Source organism: Chryseobacterium sp. CS2K3 (assembly GCF_059515185.1).
In genome coordinates, this window is sequence record NZ_JCAKRW010000010.1 from 138,007 (window position 1) to 157,332 (window position 19,326).

Consider the following 19,326-nt stretch of genomic DNA (forward strand, 5'->3'; position numbering starts at 1 on the left):
ATGAAAAAAACAATTATACTATTCTTCATGTTGTCTGTGTTAATTATGAGCGCTCAAAATAAAAGGTTTATTTATCAGTATACCTATATTCCAGATTCAACTAATAGATCCAATGTAGTTAAAGATTTGATGTATTTAGACAGAATGGGTGACAAATCTATTTTCTACAGCAGATATAAGTTTACTGAAGATTCAACTTCTATTGCGGAATCAAAAAAAGGAAAATTTTACATACCAAATGCTGATATAATGTACCGAATAGAGAAAAAGGATGGAAAAGTTTTTTTAAAAACAATTGATTATGGTCTTGGAAAAATAAAAGTTGAAGATGATAGAAAAATGAATTGGAAAGTTCTGCCAGAAAAGCAGAAGATCGGAGAGTACATAGCCCAAAAGGCAACCACAGAATTTGGAGGTAGAAAATGGACTGCGTGGTTTAGCTCAGATATTCCTATTCAGGATGGACCTTACAAATTTCATGGGCTCCCTGGACTTATTGTGAAGATGGAAGATGCTACCAAAAGTCATTTTTATGAATTGGTAGGTATTAATAATATAAGTGAAACTATTTATCCTGAATTAACAACAAGATCAAATGAATTGGTTTTAACCCGGGACAAATTTATTGATCTGTATAAGAAATATAGAAATGATCCCGCAGCAGAAACAAGACAACTTTATATGGAAGGCAGAATTCCGGATCAAAAAGATGCTTCTGGTATTTTAAAAACTGGAGCTGAAGTGGTAAAGGAAGTCGATCAGCTAACCAGAGAAAGAATGAAAAAAGATAACAATATCATTGAAATTGATTTGTTGAGAGGTATTAAAAAGTAATTTTATGAACTTGTAATATTTTTAATTTTGTAAAACTATTACAATCCCTATATATTGCTGGGAACTGCAATAATAGAAGGAAAGACTAATATTTTAATGTTGTCAAAAGCGAAAAAATTATCAATGCCTTTCATTAGATACTTTTATTGCGAAGGCAATTCCCGTTACCCAGAAAGAGCTGGATAAGGCTGTAAAATACCCTGAATGAAAATAAAAAATCCCTTTCAAAATTTTGAAAGGGATTTTAATTTATAAATTTTCTATAATGAAATCTGTCATTTTCTGATACAATTGCGGTCTGGTCTGCCCACCATAAATTCCGTGGTTTTTATCCGGATAAGCCATGAAATCAAACTGTTTTTTGTTTTGAATTAAAGCTTCAGACAATTCCATAGAGTTTTGGAAATGTACATTGTCATCAGCAGTTCCATGAATTAAAAGGAATTTACCTTTTAATAGGTTGGCATATTCAGTAGGAGAGTTTTTATCATAGCCATCAGGGTTTTCCTGAGGAGTTCTCATAAATCTTTCCGTATATACAGAGTCGTAATATCTCCAGTTAGTTACCGGTGCTACGGCAATACCCATCTTGAAGACATCAGCACCTTTCGTCATTGCTAAGCTGGTCATGTATCCTCCAAAGCTCCATCCGAACATTCCGATTCTGCTTTTATCAATATAAGATTGATTTCCGAACCATTTTGCAGCGGTAATCTGGTCTTCAATCTCATATTTTCCAAGATTCATATACGTTACTTTCTTATATTTTGCACCCTTGTAACCAGTTCCGCGTCCGTCCACACAAGCCACAATATATCCTTTTTGTACAAGGTGATTAAACCACATCGCGTTTCCATTATCCCATGAGTTGGCAACCTGCTGAGATCCCGGTCCTGAATATTGGAACATAAATAACGGATACTTTTTGCCAGGATCGAAATTTTTAGGCTTCATTACCCAGGCATTCATCTGGTCGCCTACAGCATTAGGAATGGTGATAAACTCCTTTTCAACAAAATTATCGGTCTTCAGTTTCTGAAGCTGATCATTATTATTTTGAAGTTCCTTTACTGTTTTGCCATTTCCATCTTTCAGAACGTATGTATAAGGTTTTTTAGCTGTAGAAGAAGTTTCTATGAAATAATTATAGTTTTTGCTAAAATTAGCAGAGTTATTTCCTTCTGCATTAGAAATCAGCTGAGTTTTACCGCTTTCGATATTTACTTTAGAAACCACTTTATTAATGCTCCCTTTTTCAGTAGTCTGAACGTAGATTTCTTTAGATTTCGGATTGAATCCATAATAATCAGTTACTTCCCAGTTTCCTTTGGTAATTTGTTTTTTAAGCTTACCATCTTTGTCATACCAGTATAAATGACGGTTTCCATCTCTTTCAGAAGCCCAAAGGAATGAATCATCTTCCAAAAACTCCATGGTTGGACTGTCTGTTTCTATCCATTTCTCATCCGTTTCTGTAAATAATTTCTGAACCGCTCCGGTTTTAGTATTTACTTTTAAAACATCTGAAGCATTCTGGATTCTTTCAGATGTGATCAAAACAATTTCATCTGCTTTTGCCGTCTGGAAAACATTCGGGATATAATAATTTTTATACGAACCTAAATTCAGCTGCATTGTTTTTCCGTTATCAAGACGGTACAACTGTGCGGTAACTACAGAGTTTTTCTCTCCGGCTTTTGGATATTTATAACGCATTTCTCCCGGATACAGATTTTTTCCATAAATTGGAATATAAATTTCCGGAACCTGGCTTTCGTCAGATTTTACAAAAACAATTGCATCAGAATTCTTTGTCCATTCATATTGTTTAGCATGTCCGAATTCTTCTTCATATACCCAGTCTGCCAAACCGTTAAGAATGGAATTTTTCTTACCATCTGTAGTAATCTGAGTAATTTTTCCTGAAGCTAAATCCTGATAAAATAAGTTATTATCAACAATGAAAGCTACTTTAGTTGCATCAGGTGAAAAACTAGGTTCCTGAACTGGTTTTCCTTCATTTAAACTGATTGTTTTTCCCGATTTTAAATCTTTTACATCAAATTTTCCCAGGAAAGAATGCCTGTAAATAGGCTGGCTTCCTGTCTGCAAAAGAATTTTTGACTCATCATCGGAAAATATATAGCTTTCAAAGCTTCCATCTACAATATTTCCTTCTTTTTGAGATGTTTGATAAGAATATTTAGCAATACCTGAAGGTTCAATAACAAGGTAGTTTTCCCCGTTTTTCATGGATGTAATTCCGGCAATACCTTTACCACGGTAATATCCTGAGTATATTTTATCTAAGGTGATTTCCTGAGCAGATACATTGTGAAATGCCGCTGCTATAGTAAGTGTTAAGAATAGTTGTTTCATTTCTAATTTTAATGCTTCCAAATTTAATGAATCTTACTTATATAACCATATAAAACAAAGATCAGACGTGAGGTAGCCATGATTTCCTGCAAAAGTTTTTTCAGTTATTCTCTTAATGCCTCTATTTAAGCTGTTTTCAGGTTTTTTATGTTAATTATTTTTAGATAATAAAATATAAGTTAATAAAGAAAATATTAGTGCTTGATTTTTTGAAAAAAATACAATTTGGCAAAAAAATTGAATGTATATATTCACCAAACAATCAAAAAGAATAATTATGGAAACGAATGCATACAACCAAAAACTGAACCGTTATGTATTAAACGACCGAATTGTTTATACAGGTTTTTCCAGTTTTAATGATGCACAGGAATGCGCTACCAAAAAAGGTGGAATATTAGTGGAAGTGGGGTTTAAAGACGGTAATGATAATCCCGAAATTACAGATGAAGCCGGATTGATAGAAAAAAAACTTCATTACTATGTGTATGCAGGCGATGAGTATAAATTTATCCATTCATCTGATCCCGGATTTAGAAAATATGCGGATGAACTTCAGAAGATTAAAGCAAAACAGCAGCAATCTCCACCAGATGAAAGATATTTAGCAAATTTTGAAATCGAAAATGCAGAAGACCCGATTATTGTCATCAAAAATGATCATTTTCAATCGGTAACTTCAAGAGAACGTTCAAAGTATTTGAAACATGCCAGAGTTTATGAACTAGGGGTATCCCTGCCAAAATCTTAAAATTTTTATCATGAGCAAGACCAAATATTCAGATAAAGCTCAGGACAAAGTAGGAAAAGTAATGCACGAATTCAAGGAAGGAAAACTTAAATCTTCTTCCGGGAAAAAAGTGACCAGCAGAAAACAAGCCGTAGCCATCGGTATTTCTGAAGCAAGAGAAAAAGGTTTAAAAGTACCAAAGAAAAATAACAAATAAATAATAAAATTGCCCGGAAAAACTCCGGGCAATTTTTATAAAAGATGAAATTTTACTAATTCGTTTGATTATAAAGAATCTTATAATATTCATCCGCCATTCTATCACTATTGAACTGATCTTTCACGTCGTTCATTGCGTTATGCTGAATTTTTCTCCATTGATCAGGATGGTCATAATAGGTCGGAAGAATTTCGTTTTCAAGGATGTCATATAATGTATTCAAATCATAGTTGTCCTGTTCGTAGATACTCATATTCAGATAGTCTGCTTTGGGAACTACGAAAGAATTTTCTCCGTGTCTGGCAAATTCCGGGATCCAGCCATCGTCTGTGGATAAATTTATAGAACCGTTCATTGCGGCAGTCATTCCTGAAGTTCCTGAAGCTTCTCTTGGAACTCTTGGATTATTTAACCAAAGATCAGAACCTTGTTTTAAAGATTTACTTAATGACAATTCATAGCCTGTAAGAACAGCCATATTTTTATGATTCTTGCTTTCTTCCACCAAAGTGTTGAAGGTAGAAATAGCAGAATAATCCATCGGATAAGGTTTTCCTGCCCAGATGATCTGTACCGGATATTTAGGATTGTTTAAAAGTCTGTAGAATCTGTCTTTATCATGTAAAAGAAGTTCAGCACGCTTATATCCGGCAAACCTTCTTGCCCAGACTATGGTGAAAATATTAGGATTGAACAGATTTCCGGTTTGGTCTGCAACGATATTGAACAGTTCTTTCTTTAAATGTTTCTTACGATAGTCAAAAACAGTATCTTCATTCTCGTCCTTTGCCTTATAAAGAGGTTTGTCTGCCCAATATTTAAACTCCTGAGCGTTCGTAATAGATGTAATTTCACAAATTCCCGGATATTTATTCCACATGGCACGGGAAACTACGCCATGAAGCTGAGATACACCATTGGCTATTCTTGCCATTTTCAAAGCACAAAGAGAATGATTGAAACGATCATCAGCTGATCCTTCAATAGATTTTACTTCTTCCATGGTGTAGCCTGAGAAATAGGTCATGTCATAACATAATTTTAGATTATGCTTTTCATTTCCTGCTTCTTCAGGAGTATGAGTGGTGAAAACAAGTTTTTCCTTTACCTTATTCAGGTCACCATTATATTTTCTTAATAAATAGAAAGCTGCGGGAAGTCCATGAGCTTCATTTAAATGATAAACTTCTCTTTCAACGTTCATTTCATCCAATAGCTTTGCACCTCCTTTTCCTAATAAAATATATTGCGCCAGTTTTGTAGATTCGTTGGCATCATATAGCTTGTGGCAGATTGTTTTTGAAACGTGATCATTTTCAGGAACGTCTGTAGAAAGGAAAAACATGGGTGCTGTATTGAAAATCTCCGGATCAAGGTACCATACTTTCACCCAGACAGGAGCACTGTGGATTTCGATTTGAAATTTGATTCCCGTATCTTCCAGAAAACTGTACATTTTCCTTGTCCATACCGGTTGTAAGGTTTGATCATGGTTTCTTGCCTGATCATAATAACCGAATTTCCATAAAATTCCGATTCCGATAAGATCCTGTTTCAGGTTGTAAGCACTTCTCATATGAGAACCTGCTAAAAATCCAAGTCCTCCTGAGTATATTTTCAACACCTGTTCAAGGGCGAATTCCATTGAAAAATAGGCGGTTTTTTTTGAATATTGGGGATTGATGCTGTAGGGTATTTTAAAATTCCTAAAATCCATAAATACAGGTTTGTGTTAGAAGTGACAAAGGTATTAATAATGAAAATAAACTTTACATTAATTAATCAATAAATTAATTTTAAAAGTAAGTATTGAATTGTTTTTTTACTTATCTTTAAGAGTGTAAAATTTTGATTATCAAAAACTTTTAATGATGAAAGCCAATGGCTGCATGTGTTTAATTAAATAAAAAAATCACACATGAAAAAGACGTTTTCTGATGAAGATCTGATAAAGAATCTGAGTTTATATTACCTGAACCGGCATTTGAAAAAAAAGCCTATAGAAAAGTATCACCGTACTATAGATGAATCTCCGCTTCATGATCGTGAAAAATACAGAAAGAAGTCTGAGATTCTTCTTCTCAACTCTTTTATGCATCATTTTCCTGAGGTTAAATTTGAAAACCTTACCTGCGAAAGCCCGGACTTTATCGCCAAACTAAACGACAAAAAAATCGGAATTGAATTAACCGAGGTGATCAATCATTTGGAAATGAAGAAGGTGGAGAGTACTTTAAATAAAATGTTCCGCCAGGCAGAAATATTATTAGAACAGGAAGACACTACGAAATATCGTGGTGTTTATTTTTTAGAATTTCACCATAATTTAAAATTGGATAACCTGGAAGAGCAGCAGGAAAATATCATCAACATATATAAAAGCATAAAAAAAAATAAAGGAATAGGCTGTGTAAAAAGTGTAAGAAAATCCTTTCACAGAAGAAATGTTTTTATTACCCATGAATACAGTATGAACTTGTTTGATGAATTGTGCTCAGACAAAATTCTGGAACTCATTGAAAAGAAAAATGAAAAATTTCCCTATTATGATACCTCTGTGGATGAATGCTGGCTCGTGATTGTTTCGGATATGAATTCTCTGGCATCAAGATATACATTTATTCAGGACAAAGAACATCTTAACGAAGTGAAGAGTCCTTTTCATAAAATCTTTCACCTTGAAAATCTTTGTGGCAATATTACAAGTATAAAATAATAGTAAGGTATTAGTGTTTATTACGCAATAAATTGGATTCATTATTTGAAATAATTCAAAATATTTAGATTTCTATTGTTTGTGATTAAATTATAGGTATATTTGGTTTAATATTAGATATTGATCTGATTAATAGCTGATTCAACCACAAAAACTATATATCTATGAGAAAACTTTTACTTTTTATTCTTTTATGTGCATCCCCAATTTTTTACGCTCAGGCTGATTGTGCCAGTGCATTGTCGGTATGCGGAAATTCAAACATTACTTATAGCCCGAGTGGCTGGGGAGCTGTAAAGGAGCTCGTCAATTCGGGAAGCTGTATTGATAATACCGGTGAACACAACTCCATCTGGTATAAAATTACCATTGCTACTGGAGGGACACTTACTTTCGATTTGGTACCCAATAATGCTGGGGCAGACTATGACTGGGCGATTTTTGGTCCCAATGTAAACTGTGGAAGTCTGGGATCTCCTATACGTTGTAATGCAGCAACAGTAATAGGGGTAGGGGCTTCAACAGGTCTTAATATGACGAGTACTATTATCAGCGCGCTTGGAGGCTCTCCAACACCTTATTGTAAATATATGGATGTGCTGCCGGGAGAAAGCTATTATTTATTTATAGATAACTGGGTAGGGAGTGGGAGCTCAACAACTGCACCTTTTTCGTTAACGTGGGGCGGGACGGCAACGCTGGCTTCTCCATTTACAGACCCCAATATTCAAACATCTCCTTTTATACCTCCCGGAGTTCCTGGAGCTAATCCGGCTGATCCAAGAGAGGTTGTTGTCTGCTCTATTTCAGATTTATTTGATTTTACAATTCTATCACCAGGAATTATTAATGGAAATCAGAACTTTAGTGTAAGCTATCATACCAATCAGAATGATGCATTAACAGGAAATAATCCTATCAATACCCCTAAAGCTATCAATACAACGGCTGTTTATTTTTACAGTATAAATTATACCGATGCAGCCAATCCTACCAATCCTCTCAATAAATGTAAACAAGTAGGGAAATTTAAATTCAGAGACGGAAGCTTCACCGTGAAAAATGCTACACTGACGGAATGTAACAATAATAACGCAGGTACGGCATTATATAATTTAACCACAGCCGATGTTATAGCGAATCCGCTTATGACAAAGAAATACTATCACAGTATGGCTGATCTTAATGCAGGAACTAATGAGATTATTAATCCAACTGCATTTGTATCTGCTGAAGGTACAATCTATGTAAAAGTAACCTCAGAGTTTGGCTGTAGTGCAGTAGCACAGATCAGTTTAAAATTTCATCCTGTAGTTCCGGTAAATAATCCTGTATTGAGATCTTGCTTTATAGAGACAAATCCTGCCACAGCTTCTTTTAACATCGGAGGAATAGCTGTAACGAATCTTACAAACTCTACAAAAAAGTATTATCCATCGGAAACAGATGCAATTAATCAGACCAATGAAATAACAAACATATCTAATTATGTTGCTCCTAACGGATTTGTGTATGTCAGAGTAATGAGTGCTCAAGGATGTTATACCATCGCAAAAATTACTCTGGTAGTAATTGCTCCCGTATATTCTCAGGTTTTAAAAGATAAAATCATCTGTGCAGAAGAAAAGACAACCTTAGATGCAGGACCTGGTTTTAAGAGCTACGAATGGAGTACAGGAGCTACCACTCAAAAAATAGAAGTAGGAATTGGTGCCTATTGGGTAAAACTTAAAAGCGGAGATTGCGTGGCTACACAAAAAGTAAAAGTGGATGCTTCTGAACAGCCTGTTGTTTCGGGAATTGAAATTGGAACGAATTCCATAACAGTATCAGTAATCGGAGGAAATGCTCCTTACAAATATTCAATTGATAATGTTATCTGGCAGGACTCTAATATTTTCACAAATATTTCAAGAGGAGAATATACGGTATTTGTAAAAGATGCTTACGATTGTAATCCTATAGAAGTAGGAGTCGTAGTACCTAATATTGTGAATGTTATTACTCCTAATGCAGACGGAGTGAATGATGTAATTGATTATTCTGCATTGGCAGGAAAACAGAATCTTGTAATGAATGTTTTTGACCGGTATGGAGTGAAAATTCATCAGGCGGATAGATCAAACGGATATAAATGGGACGGGACTCAAGTAGGAAGAAGAGTTCCTACAGGCACCTATTGGTACTCTGTAACATGGAATGAAAATGATAAAAGAAATACCCCTGTAAAATTCAGTGGCTGGATATTAGTGAAAAACAGAGAATAATTACATATTACAATATAATACATAGATAAAACCATTTCGTGAGGGATGGTTTTATTTTTATTAATTTTTTACATTAGTTACCAAATAGGAAATATGAAGGATTTATTTATAAAACGTTTTGAATATTATAAGACTTTGGGTGATAAAGCATTTGATCAGTTAGATGACAATCAGATTTTCTGGCAGTACAATGAAGAAAGCAACTCTATAGCTGTCATTGTGAAGCATATTGCCGGAAATATGTTATCAAGATGGACGAACTTTCTGACAGAAGATGGTGAAAAAAACTGGCGTCATAGAGATGAGGAGTTTGTAAATACTTTTACTGCCAAAAAAGAAGTTCTCGAATATTGGGAAAAAGGCTGGAAGTGCTTATTTGATGCTTTGAATCAGGTAAATGATGAAAATTTATATGCTACAATTTATATCAGAGGAGAAGCCCATTCAGTAATAGATGCTATATTCAGGCAGCTTGCTCATTATCCTTACCACATCGGACAGATTGTTTACATTGCTAAAATGGTTAAAAATGAAGACTGGAAAACACTTTCCATCGCCAGAAACAAATCCCAGGAGTTTAATAATGAAATGAATAATAAACTTTCACAAGAAGAACCGAACACCAATTCTTCTCCCGTATGTTTTCAAAATAGCCCCGAAGTAAGAAATGAATATAAACAATAGACTGAATCAATCTTTTCATTCTTATTAAAATTACTATCTTTGCACCCATAAAATTCAGGAGTAACAAATGTCTACTTTTCAAAGAACTGCCGCGTTTCATACACTTGGCTGCAAATTAAACTTTGCAGAAACATCTACTATTGCCCGTCAATTAACAGATGCAGGTTATGATAAGGTGAGTTTTGATGAAAGAGCTAACGTATATGTAATCAATACATGCTCAGTAACTGAAAATGCAGACCGCGAGTGTAAACTTCACGTGAAAAGAGCAATGAAAGCCAATCCTGATGGATTAGTGGTAATTGTAGGTTGCTATGCACAGCTGAAACCTGAAGAAATTTCCCAGATTGAAGGAGTAGATCTTGTTTTAGGAGCTAAAGAAAAATTCAATATTCTAAGTTACCTTGACGATTTAGAAAAATCAGACAACGAGGGAATCGTTCATTCATGTGAGATTGAAGAAACTGATTTTTTTATTGGAAGTTACTCTATTGGAGACAGAACGAGAGCCTTTCTTAAAGTGCAGGATGGTTGTGATTACAAATGTACTTACTGTACCATTCCGTTAGCCAGAGGGATTTCGCGTTCAGACACCATTGAAAATGTTCTTAAGAATGCTTCAGAAATTGCCGCAAAAGATATCAAAGAAATAGTTCTTACAGGGGTCAATATCGGTGATTATGGAAAAGGAGAATTCGGAAACAAAAGGCATGAACATACTTTCCTTGACCTTATTTCAGAACTGGATAAAGTAGAAGGAATAGAAAGAATTCGTATCTCTTCCATTGAACCTAATCTTTTGAAGGATGAAAGCATTGAGCTTGTTTCAAAAAGCAAAAGTTTTGTACCTCACTTCCATATTCCGTTGCAATCCGGAAGCGATGAATTATTGAAAAAAATGAAACGTCGTTACCTGACAAAACTATACAATGACAGAGTAAACAAAATCCGCGAGGTAATGCCTGATGCGGCAATTGGTGTAGATGTTATTGTAGGATTTCCGGGAGAAACAGAGGAAATATTTATGGAAACCTATAATTTCCTTAATGAACTTCCGATTACTTACCTTCACGTATTTACTTATTCTGAAAGAGAAAATACAGAAGCTGCTGCGATGGAAGGAGTCGTTCCGATAGCAGAAAGAAAAAAACGTAATAAAATGCTTAGAATCCTTTCTGAAAAGAAAAAAATGGCATTTTATCAGACTCAGCTTGGAAAAACGCTTCCTGTACTTTGGGAGCATGAAAATAAAGACGGGAAAATGTTTGGCTTCACAGAAAACTACGTGAGAGTCCAGAAAGACTTTGATCCTGCATCCGTAAATCAAATCGAATTTCTAAATTTAGAAAAAATCCTGTCAGATGGCACGGTTTCTGTGCAATCTTCCTACCAAAGTTTTTTAGCAAAAGCATAGGCTCTTTGCAAAATTTCCACTAAATTTATTTTTAAACTTTTAAATACTACATTCATGAGAGATAAGTTTTTATCTTGGGGAATTGTATTAGTAGCTGCTACGTGGATTGTAGCACTATTAATCAGAGCGCATTACTGGATACCGACGCTGTTATCCGCCATCTATGCATTGGGTGTTTACAATGCTTACCAATCGAAACACGCTATTCTGAGGAACTTTCCGGTATTGGGATACTTCAGGTACTTTTTCGAAAGTATTTCACCCGAAATGCAACAGTATTTCATTGAAAGGGAAACCGACGGGAAGCCGTTCCCAAGAAATCAACGTTCTGCAGTATACAGAAGAGCTAAAAATATTAGTGATACTGTAGCTTTCGGTACACAGCTGGAAGTAAATCACAGAAAATATGAAGGGATCAAGCATTCAATTTATGCAAAATCACCGTCAGAAGAGCTTCCAAGAGTTTGGGTAGGAGGAGAGCAGTGTACTCAGCCTTATCACGCTTCTTTATTCAATATTTCAGCAATGAGTTTCGGTGCATTAAGTGACAGAGCTCAGATTTCATTGAACAGAGGTGCTAAAAAAGGTAATTTTTTCCATAATACAGGAGAAGGAGGAATTTCATCTTACCATATGGAAGGAGGAGATTTATGCTGGCAAATAGGAACCGGGTATTTCGGATGTCGTGATGATGAAGGAAAATTCAATCCCGAGTTATTTACAAAATATTCTACATTGCCTAATGTGAAAATGATTGAGATCAAATTATCACAAGGAGCAAAACCAGGACACGGTGGAGTACTTCCTGGTGTGAAAAATACACCGGAGATTGCCGCAATTCGTCACGTAACTCCGGGAATGACCGTTATTTCACCACCATCACATACCGCTTTTTCTGATGCAGCAGGATTGTTGAGGTTTGTACAGCAATTAAGAGAGCTTTCGGGAGGGAAACCAATCGGATTTAAACTTTGTATTGGAGATACCAAAGAATTTGAAGATGTCTGCGTACAAATGAATGTTTTAAAAATCTATCCTGACTTTATAACAATAGACGGTGCAGAAGGAGGAACAGGAGCAGCTCCGCCAGAATTTTCAGATGGAGTAGGGATGCCTTTGGAGCCTGCTTTGATTTTTGTTAACAGAACATTGAATAATTACAATCTTAGAAATAAATTAAGAGTTATTGCAAGTGGTAAAGTACTTACAAGCTTAGATATTTTAAGAGCTGTTGCAATGGGAGCAGATATGTGTAATAATGCAAGAGGATTTATGTTCTCTTTAGGTTGTATTCAGGCTTTAAGATGTAATTCTAACAATTGTCCTACCGGAGTTGCCACACAGGATAAAATGCTTATTAAAGGGCTTGATGTGACAGATAAGGCAGAAAGAGTATATCATTTCCATAAAAATACACTTCACACTTGTAACGAATTGATTGCTGCGGCAGGAAGAAGCTCTTATGAAGAAGTGGATGCAACAATGTTTATGAGAGGAGACGAATTTGATCACCTTGCAGATCTTTATTTCCCGGATATTCTTGGAAATGTAAAACAAAAAGCCAGATCTTAATAATACATAAGTCGTTTTAAAAAAATGACCATTCAATAAAGAAAAACAGAGTAGAACATTCTACTCTGTTTTTTTTATGATGATTCATTGTATCTCAGTCAGATTTGATAAACAGGAATACTTTACAGCATGAAAATAAACCACGGTATTATATTCTCTGCTAGATTCTTTTTTTCAAGTTAAGAACAAATAAAAAACCACCTGTTTAGGCGGTTTATATTTTTACTTTTCACTGTCAAGTCTTTCTCTGCTATTGTAAACCTGTAGGTTAAATACAAATGATCTGTTTCTGTAAGACATGTTTAAATAAGGATAGTGAGGATTTCTTGCAAAAGCTGCTTTTGAAGGTACAATGATTACCCCCTGTAAATTATATGGCGCTTCACTTGCAAGATCATTATATGCTTTGAATTTCTGTATTGCCTCTTTGAAACCTGCTATTTCAAAATAGCCTCTGTTATCTGCTTTACCCGCATCTTTCATTGTCTGTTCTTTCACATAGTAATACATTGGATCTACCAAAGGAACTACGTTTCCGTCAATCGTATTTAAGAAGGCAGCTTTAGAGCTAAATACTCCGCTTCCATTAGTTTCAGTAGCTAAATAAGAGTAAGCCCTACCCATTATTTTAATTACATTGGTTTCTTTAATTTCTTTACCGGGAGACGGCTGTGCACCTTCTCTGATAATATAAATGGTTCCGGAAGGAAGCTTTGTAAAAGGCATTTCAGATAATTTTTTCTGATGATCATCAGTAGAATCTGTAGCACTGAAAGTTTTTATATTTCCTTGTACATCCAGATAATTTTCATCCATAAACTTCGTAATAGCCTGCTCATCATAGTTATTCTGGACATTGATGTCTTCAGGTTCTTGATAAGTTTCTACTTCATCATCTTTCTTACACGCAGAAAAACACAAAGATCCCGCAAGGATATATAAAAATATTTTTTTCATTTCAAAAAACTTTAATTACTTTACAAATAATATAACGGCAAAAGTATAAAAAATTATGAGAATAGATAAATTTTTATGGAGCATTCGTTTTTATAAGACGAGAAGTATTGCAGCAGAAGAGATTAAGAAGAACCGAGTTTCTATTGGAACATCTGCCGTAAAGTCATCCAAAGAGGTAAAAGAAGGAGATATTATTAAAGTTCGTAAAAATCAAATTGATTATAAAATAAAAGTTATTCAGATTCCTAAAAGCAGAATTGGAGCAAAACTGGTCCCACTTCATATACAGGATGTCACCGATAAAGAGCAATATGAGCTATTAAAGCTCCGTAAAATGTCACAAGACTATTACAGAAATAAAGGCGAAGGAAGACCTACTAAAAAAGACAGAAGAGATATGGACGACTATGTAGGCAATGATGTGGATGCTGATTTTACAGACTGGGATGATTTCTTCGGCGAAACAGATGCTGATGCCGAAGATCAAGATTAAAATAAAAAAGCTCTAGAGATAGAGCTTTTCTATTATTTCATTGACAATGTCCTCAGGTTCTCTGGCATCAGTACCTACAGTGAATTGAGACTTACTGTAAAACTGATTTCTTTCAAATAAATGTTTTGCAATAAACTCAGGGAGGTCCTCATTAGATATATTAGCAATCAAAGGTCTTTTCTCTTTTTGTTTAGAAAGCCTTTCTGCCAATGTTCCCACAGAGGTCATCAAAAAAACACTTTTTGAATTATGATTGATGATCTCCATATTGTTATAATAAACCGGAGTACCACCACCCAAACTCAAAACTAAATTTTCTTCCGATGCAAGAATTTCTTCCAATGCTTCTCTTTCAAGTTTTCTAAAATAAATTTCTCCCTTTTTTTCAAAGATTTCAGGAATGGTTAATTTATTTCTCCTCGAAATTTCTTTATCAAGATCTATTAATTTAAAATCTATTTTTTCGCTTAATATTTTGGAAATGTGGGATTTGCCGCTGCCCATGTATCCAATCAATGAAATTATCATGAATTTTTTTTAAACAAATTTGCGAAAAAGTTTTGAGATAAAGAAAAAAGTCATATCTTTGCACCACTTAAAACAAGGGACATTACTTAAATGAAAACTTGTTACACAAGTGGCCGACTCGGTAGCTCAGCTGGTAGAGCAATACACTTTTAATGTATGGGTCCTGGGTTCGAATCCCAGCCGGGTCACTAGCAATATCATTACAGTTTTTTGTAATTTTATTGCCTGCGTGGTGAAATTGGTAGACACGCCATCTTGAGGGGGTGGTTTCCTAAGGATGTGCTGGTTCGAGTCCAGTCGCAGGCACTGCAAAGAAAATTTTTATAATTGAAAATATTTTTTATTTTTAATTGTGGCCGACTCGGTAGCTCAGCTGGTAGAGCAATACACTTTTAATGTATGGGTCCTGGGTTCGAATCCCAGCCGGGTCACAAGTTTACTGAAAAGTAAATTTTTTTCATATTAATATTTTGTGATTTGGTGTTTCAAAGGTCTCCCTCAGGAGACCTTTGATTTTTATATTAATCTAAATGAATCAAGCGCAAAAGTTCGGAACTAAGCAAAAAAAGGATCAGGTGCAAAACTTGTGGACTAAGTAAAAAGTTTAGTTAATCTGAAGAAAAAAACAAATTATCTTTTTACTCCTCTAAGCTTTATACTTAAATTTTCTATAAATGCAAAGACATGATGAATTGATTATTGATAAGGGAGCTAAGAAAGCGATAAAAGTAGCTGATGAAGCGATGTAGATACGCGTACGCTTAGAAAGAATCAATACAATTGATTCAATCTTTGCTTCCTAAAATACAACAGCAGATAATAGAAATCCTTTGCGTTAAATTTTAAAATTAAACAGATCTAAATATTCTAAGCCACATAACTTTTGCACTTGATCCGAAATAAAGTTATTGAAACTTTGTGTTAAATAAAATTCCATAAATCACAAACAATGTGATCCCTAGTTTGAGACTGATTCAAAGTGCTCTACTAAAAATCAGGACGATAAAAGTAATATGTTTGGAAAATGATCTGAATAAAAATCCCGATCATATAATGACCGGGAATATATTTTTAGCAAAACTTTTATGATTAATCCAAATGCATATTGTCAATTAATCTCACTCCGTCTACTACAACCACAATAAAAGCTCTGAAGTTTCTGTCTTTATAAAAGAAATCAGTTTCCTGTAATGTATTTTCATCAGCAATCAGAAAATATTCAAGTTGCATTCCTTTTTGATCATCGAAAATATCAGCCACTCTTTCCTTTATTTCTGGAATGCTGACCGTTTTGAACCAATCATTTACTTTCTGTAAAGTTTCATAAATAATTTTAGAAGCATCCCTTCTGTCTTCATGGAGTCTTTGGTTTCGAGAGCTTAAAGCTAGTCCGTTTTCCGCTCTGTAAATAGAAACTCCTTTTATTTTAACAGGAAGATGTTTTTTGTCAACCATTTTTCTGATGATGGCAAGCTGTTGAAAATCCTTTTCACCAAAATAAGCATTGTCGGGCTGTACTTGTCTGAAAAGCTCTTCTACAACGGTTCCTACACCATCGAAATGTCCTGGTCTGGATTTTCCTTCCATTTCATTCTCCAATCCATCAAAATCATAATGCTGGCTTTCTGCTTTTTCAGGGTAAATATCCGTAACTTCGGGAATGTAAACAGCGTCTACAAGCCCTGAACTTTCGAGAATAAGAATGTCTCTGTTAATATCTCTTGGATACTTTTCCAGATCTTCAGGATTGTTAAATTGGGTAGGATTTACAAAAATTGAAGAAATAACCAGGTCATTCTCCTTTTTTGCCTCTTCATACAGAGAAAGGTGACCCTTATGCAACGCTCCCATGGTAGGGGCAAAGCCAATTCTTTTTCCCATTTCCTTCTGTCTTTCAATGAAATCCTGAAGGGTTTTCCTATTTTTTATAACTTCCATAGTTTATTTTAATACTTATTCAAAAATACTAAAAATATCACACAATAATATGTGTTTTTAATACTTTGCAAATGGGAAATTTCGTAAAAAAATGTTAATTAAAATAATGTTGGATGTTTTTTTGTAATTTTGCACATTAAAGCATTTTTACAAAAATTAGATAGAAAGTTTATGCCGAATCAAAAAATACTGTACATTACTACAGAGATGTATCCATATCAGGAAGACACAAATATGGCTGCAGTGGTAAACAAAATGGCACTTAAGATGCACAATGAAGGCAATGATGTAAGAGTTTTTATGCCAAGATTTGGACAAATAAGTGAAAGGAAATTCCAACTTCATGAGGTGATCCGTCTTTCAGGGATGAATATTATTATCAATGATCTAGACCAGCCTTTAATCATTAAAGTAGCGTCTCTTCCGGGGGAAAGACTTCAGGTTTACTTTATTGATAATGAAGAATACTTCAAAAGAAAACAATATTATTTCGACGATGAAGGAACTCCTTTCGAGGATAACGACGAAAGAGCTATTTTCTTTGCCAGAGGAGTAATTGAAACCATCAAAAAATTAAATTGGGTACCTGATGTGATCCACCTTAATGGATGGATGTCTTCTTTTGTTCCAATTTACCTGAAAACTTATTACGAATCAGATACTTACTTTAAGGACGCTAAAATTGTTCTTTCTCTTTATAATGAGAAAGACGCTGATCTTGACAAAAAGATCGATGAAAAACTAAAATTTGATAATATTTCAGGATTAAAAGCGTTAGATAACCCAACAATTAAAAGTTTTGTTGTCGAAAGTATGAACTACGTAGATGCCGTTGTAAAAGGAGATGAATTCCTTGATGAAGATCTGGATAAAGCTTTCAACGAAACGACTATTCAGAAGTCAGAGTATCTTGATGTAGACTCTATAAACCAACTTTATTAAAAACACATTTTAATGACTCATACTCTTAAAAGGACTTTCGCCATGCTTTTTTTGGCGGTTTTCGGAAGTGCTATACTTTATAACTGTGAACCAGATGCGGATTCTCTTGGTGAGCAACTTTTCGATAAAGATGCAGCAGTAGGTGTTGAAACTCCATATGATGTTATCGCTTACAATATTAATAATAATGACTCTATCAGGAGTGATGCTTCCAGACTTATTGCCGGGCTTAATGCTTCAGGTACTTCGGTAGGTGTGGGCGTATTAGGATCTTTTACTGAAGGACAGTTTGGTACACAGAAAGCATCTTATATTACTCAGATGAGAATGCCTGTAGATAACTTTGACTTCAGCGGTCCCAATCCGAAAGTAGACTCTGTTGTGCTAGTAGTAAGACCTCCGGCAAATACGATGGATGATACTTATTATATTGCAGACTCTATCAAAGCACCGGGTGCATATGACAGAAATGATTTCCCTGTTGGAAATGAAACGGTAGCTGTTTCAATAGATAAAAAAACTTATCCGGTTCGTAAATATGGTAAGATTTCTAAAGCTATGACTATTAATGTTCATGAAGTAACATCTTTCATAGATACTAATAATGATGCATTTAGCCGTTCTAATGCACCTATTGTTACTGGTGCTCTTTTAGGTTCAGCAGTTTTTGACGGAAATATAAGTACTGTTACTGTTACAAAAAAATCTGACAATACAAATCTGTTTACAGGAAATCTAGGGTTCAGAATGAAGCTGGACACTAACTTTTTCCAGACTCGTATTGTAGATAAAAAAGGAAAACCTGAACTTCAGGATGCTTCTAACTTTATCAGATATTTCAGAGGTATTCAGCTTTCTGTAAGCGAAACAGATAAGTATCTTTTCCAGTTTTCTCCTAATGACTTAGAAATTATCATGTACTATAAATATGATAAAACAGAAAATGGAACTACAACCCGTCCACAAACGACTCTTAAGTTTAACTTAGGAAGTCCAAATGCTCATATTGGAAAATATGAATATGCTAGAGGTTCATCTGCTGTTGTAGGGGCGTTAGGTTCAATTGATGTGACTAATGGAGATAAAAAGCTTTATGTTCAGGGAATGGGAGGACCATCTGTAGGAATAAAAATTTCTAAAGAAACTCTTAGCAACCTAAGAAGAGAACTTTATGAAAAAAAGCAAGCAATCGTAGGAGCTAAAGTCAGAGTATATGTAGATCCTTTAACTTTTGAAAATAAGCATTCTATAGATGGAGACCGTAAAGTAACACTTATTCCTCCTATGAAAATTGTTGATGGTGTGAAACAATATCCATTTACTTCAGAAATTGTGAATGGACTTCCTATGTATTATTATGGAATAAAGACTACTAATACACCGGAATATTACGATCTAACAGTAACAAAAACAATTAAAGATATCACGGAGGCTAAAGAATTCTCTGCTGAGGATTTAATCTTAAAATTAGATGTTGGCTCGTTTGTTAAAGATGCTCAGGGAACACCTGCAGGGGCTCAATATACAACTAGAGCAACTGAAATGAACAGAGCTGTTTTGGTTGGAAATGACAATTCAAAATATCAAATCAAATTATTGGTTACTTACGGAGCAAAAAAATAAATAAAACAAAATAAACACTAGACAAAATA

At 34.6% G+C, this 19,326-nt stretch carries 16 protein-coding genes and 3 tRNA genes; 14 read left to right on the plus strand and 5 right to left on the minus strand.

What is annotated here, in order from left to right; genetic code table 11:
* Positions 1–834, plus strand: a complete 834-nt coding sequence (locus tag AC5YGG_RS17075) for a GLPGLI family protein (protein WP_496145653.1) — start codon at positions 1–3, stop codon at positions 832–834.
* Positions 835–1,083: 249 nt separating this feature from the next.
* On the opposite strand, the gene AC5YGG_RS17080 is transcribed toward AC5YGG_RS17075, so the two are convergent.
* Positions 1,084–3,213, minus strand: coding sequence for a S9 family peptidase (locus tag AC5YGG_RS17080; RefSeq protein WP_496145654.1), 2,130 nt, complete (start codon positions 3,211–3,213; stop codon positions 1,084–1,086).
* Positions 3,214–3,490: 277 nt separating this feature from the next.
* Between AC5YGG_RS17080 and AC5YGG_RS17085 the strand changes: the two genes are divergently transcribed.
* Both AC5YGG_RS17085 and AC5YGG_RS17090 read left to right on the plus strand, forming a co-directional pair.
* A complete protein-coding gene (locus tag AC5YGG_RS17085; protein WP_496145655.1) occupies positions 3,491–3,964 on the plus strand; it encodes a hypothetical protein in 474 nt (157 codons plus the stop codon).
* Positions 3,965–3,974: 10 nt separating this feature from the next.
* The gene (locus tag AC5YGG_RS17090; RefSeq protein ID WP_496145656.1) at positions 3,975–4,160 is read left to right on the plus strand and encodes a DUF6496 domain-containing protein; all 186 of its coding nucleotides are present in this window, start codon (positions 3,975–3,977) and stop codon (positions 4,158–4,160) included.
* Positions 4,161–4,215: 55 nt separating this feature from the next.
* Here the strand turns inward: AC5YGG_RS17090 and glgP are convergent, their stop codons facing one another.
* A complete protein-coding gene (gene glgP, locus AC5YGG_RS17095; protein ID WP_496145657.1) occupies positions 4,216–5,880 on the minus strand; it encodes an alpha-glucan family phosphorylase in 1,665 nt (554 codons plus the stop codon).
* Positions 5,881–6,081: 201 nt separating this feature from the next.
* Here glgP and AC5YGG_RS17100 point away from each other — a divergent pair, with 201 nt between their 5' ends.
* The 5 genes from AC5YGG_RS17100 (at position 6,082) to AC5YGG_RS17120 (ending at position 12,816) form a co-directional block, all read left to right on the plus strand.
* A complete protein-coding gene (locus AC5YGG_RS17100; protein WP_496145658.1) occupies positions 6,082–6,879 on the plus strand; it encodes a hypothetical protein in 798 nt (265 codons plus the stop codon).
* A gap of 164 nt (positions 6,880–7,043) precedes the next feature.
* Positions 7,044–9,146 carry an FIDD domain-containing protein gene (locus AC5YGG_RS17105; protein WP_496145659.1) on the plus strand — a complete coding sequence of 701 codons (2,103 nt, stop codon included), beginning with the start codon at positions 7,044–7,046 and terminating at the stop codon, positions 9,144–9,146.
* Between the two features lie 93 nt (positions 9,147–9,239).
* The gene (locus AC5YGG_RS17110; protein WP_496145660.1) at positions 9,240–9,830 is read left to right on the plus strand and encodes a DUF1572 domain-containing protein; all 591 of its coding nucleotides are present in this window, start codon (positions 9,240–9,242) and stop codon (positions 9,828–9,830) included.
* A gap of 67 nt (positions 9,831–9,897) precedes the next feature.
* Complete coding sequence (mtaB, locus tag AC5YGG_RS17115) at positions 9,898–11,244, plus strand: tRNA (N(6)-L-threonylcarbamoyladenosine(37)-C(2))-methylthiotransferase MtaB (RefSeq protein ID WP_496145661.1); 1,347 nt, start codon at positions 9,898–9,900, stop codon at positions 11,242–11,244.
* Between the two features lie 54 nt (positions 11,245–11,298).
* Entirely contained in the window at positions 11,299–12,816 is a 1,518-nt protein-coding gene (locus AC5YGG_RS17120; protein ID WP_496145662.1) for an FMN-binding glutamate synthase family protein, read from the plus strand.
* Between the two features lie 222 nt (positions 12,817–13,038).
* Here AC5YGG_RS17120 and AC5YGG_RS17125 read toward each other — a convergent pair whose 3' ends face one another.
* Positions 13,039–13,773 carry a hypothetical protein gene (locus AC5YGG_RS17125; protein WP_496145663.1) on the minus strand — a complete coding sequence of 245 codons (735 nt, stop codon included), beginning with the start codon at positions 13,771–13,773 and terminating at the stop codon, positions 13,039–13,041.
* A gap of 55 nt (positions 13,774–13,828) precedes the next feature.
* On the opposite strand from AC5YGG_RS17125, the gene AC5YGG_RS17130 reads away from it, so the two are divergent.
* Positions 13,829–14,266, plus strand: coding sequence for an RNA-binding S4 domain-containing protein (locus AC5YGG_RS17130; RefSeq protein ID WP_496145664.1), 438 nt, complete (start codon positions 13,829–13,831; stop codon positions 14,264–14,266).
* Positions 14,267–14,278: 12 nt separating this feature from the next.
* Here the strand turns inward: AC5YGG_RS17130 and AC5YGG_RS17135 are convergent, their stop codons facing one another.
* Positions 14,279–14,794 (minus strand): shikimate kinase, encoded by a 516-nt coding sequence (locus AC5YGG_RS17135; RefSeq protein WP_496145665.1) that lies wholly within the window; start codon positions 14,792–14,794, stop codon positions 14,279–14,281.
* Between the two features lie 115 nt (positions 14,795–14,909).
* Here AC5YGG_RS17135 and AC5YGG_RS17140 point away from each other — a divergent pair.
* The 3 genes from AC5YGG_RS17140 to AC5YGG_RS17150 all read left to right on the plus strand — a co-directional run bounded on the left by AC5YGG_RS17140 (position 14,910) and on the right by AC5YGG_RS17150 (position 15,225).
* A tRNA-Lys gene (locus AC5YGG_RS17140) sits at positions 14,910–14,982 on the plus strand.
* Between the two features lie 35 nt (positions 14,983–15,017).
* A tRNA-Leu gene (locus tag AC5YGG_RS17145) sits at positions 15,018–15,100 on the plus strand.
* 52 nt (positions 15,101–15,152) lie between these two features.
* Positions 15,153–15,225 (plus strand) — tRNA-Lys (locus AC5YGG_RS17150).
* A gap of 658 nt (positions 15,226–15,883) precedes the next feature.
* Here the strand turns inward: AC5YGG_RS17150 and panC are convergent.
* Positions 15,884–16,732, minus strand: a complete 849-nt coding sequence (panC, locus tag AC5YGG_RS17155) for a pantoate--beta-alanine ligase (protein ID WP_496145666.1) — start codon at positions 16,730–16,732, stop codon at positions 15,884–15,886.
* A 171-nt stretch (positions 16,733–16,903) separates the two neighbouring features.
* Between panC and AC5YGG_RS17160 the strand changes: the two genes are divergently transcribed.
* Complete coding sequence (locus AC5YGG_RS17160; protein WP_496145667.1) at positions 16,904–17,674, plus strand: glycogen/starch synthase; 771 nt, start codon at positions 16,904–16,906, stop codon at positions 17,672–17,674.
* Between the two features lie 12 nt (positions 17,675–17,686).
* A complete protein-coding gene (locus AC5YGG_RS17165; protein ID WP_496145668.1) occupies positions 17,687–19,297 on the plus strand; it encodes a DUF4270 family protein in 1,611 nt (536 codons plus the stop codon).
* Positions 19,298–19,326: the final 29 nt, after the last annotated feature.

Coding starts and splice junctions, on each gene's coding strand:
- AC5YGG_RS17075 (WP_496145653.1), top strand. CDS start 1: ATGAAAAAAACAATTATACTATTCTTCATGTTGTCTGTGTTAATTATG.
- AC5YGG_RS17080 (WP_496145654.1), bottom strand. CDS start 3,213: ATGAAACAACTATTCTTAACACTTACTATAGCAGCGGCATTTCACAAT.
- AC5YGG_RS17085 (WP_496145655.1), top strand. CDS start 3,491: ATGGAAACGAATGCATACAACCAAAAACTGAACCGTTATGTATTAAAC.
- AC5YGG_RS17090 (WP_496145656.1), top strand. CDS start 3,975: ATGAGCAAGACCAAATATTCAGATAAAGCTCAGGACAAAGTAGGAAAA.
- glgP (WP_496145657.1), bottom strand. CDS start 5,880: ATGGATTTTAGGAATTTTAAAATACCCTACAGCATCAATCCCCAATAT.
- AC5YGG_RS17100 (WP_496145658.1), top strand. CDS start 6,082: ATGAAAAAGACGTTTTCTGATGAAGATCTGATAAAGAATCTGAGTTTA.
- AC5YGG_RS17105 (WP_496145659.1), top strand. CDS start 7,044: ATGAGAAAACTTTTACTTTTTATTCTTTTATGTGCATCCCCAATTTTT.
- AC5YGG_RS17110 (WP_496145660.1), top strand. CDS start 9,240: ATGAAGGATTTATTTATAAAACGTTTTGAATATTATAAGACTTTGGGT.
- mtaB (WP_496145661.1), top strand. CDS start 9,898: ATGTCTACTTTTCAAAGAACTGCCGCGTTTCATACACTTGGCTGCAAA.
- AC5YGG_RS17120 (WP_496145662.1), top strand. CDS start 11,299: ATGAGAGATAAGTTTTTATCTTGGGGAATTGTATTAGTAGCTGCTACG.
- AC5YGG_RS17125 (WP_496145663.1), bottom strand. CDS start 13,773: ATGAAAAAAATATTTTTATATATCCTTGCGGGATCTTTGTGTTTTTCT.
- AC5YGG_RS17130 (WP_496145664.1), top strand. CDS start 13,829: ATGAGAATAGATAAATTTTTATGGAGCATTCGTTTTTATAAGACGAGA.
- AC5YGG_RS17135 (WP_496145665.1), bottom strand. CDS start 14,794: ATGATAATTTCATTGATTGGATACATGGGCAGCGGCAAATCCCACATT.
- panC (WP_496145666.1), bottom strand. CDS start 16,732: ATGGAAGTTATAAAAAATAGGAAAACCCTTCAGGATTTCATTGAAAGA.
- AC5YGG_RS17160 (WP_496145667.1), top strand. CDS start 16,904: ATGCCGAATCAAAAAATACTGTACATTACTACAGAGATGTATCCATAT.
- AC5YGG_RS17165 (WP_496145668.1), top strand. CDS start 17,687: ATGACTCATACTCTTAAAAGGACTTTCGCCATGCTTTTTTTGGCGGTT.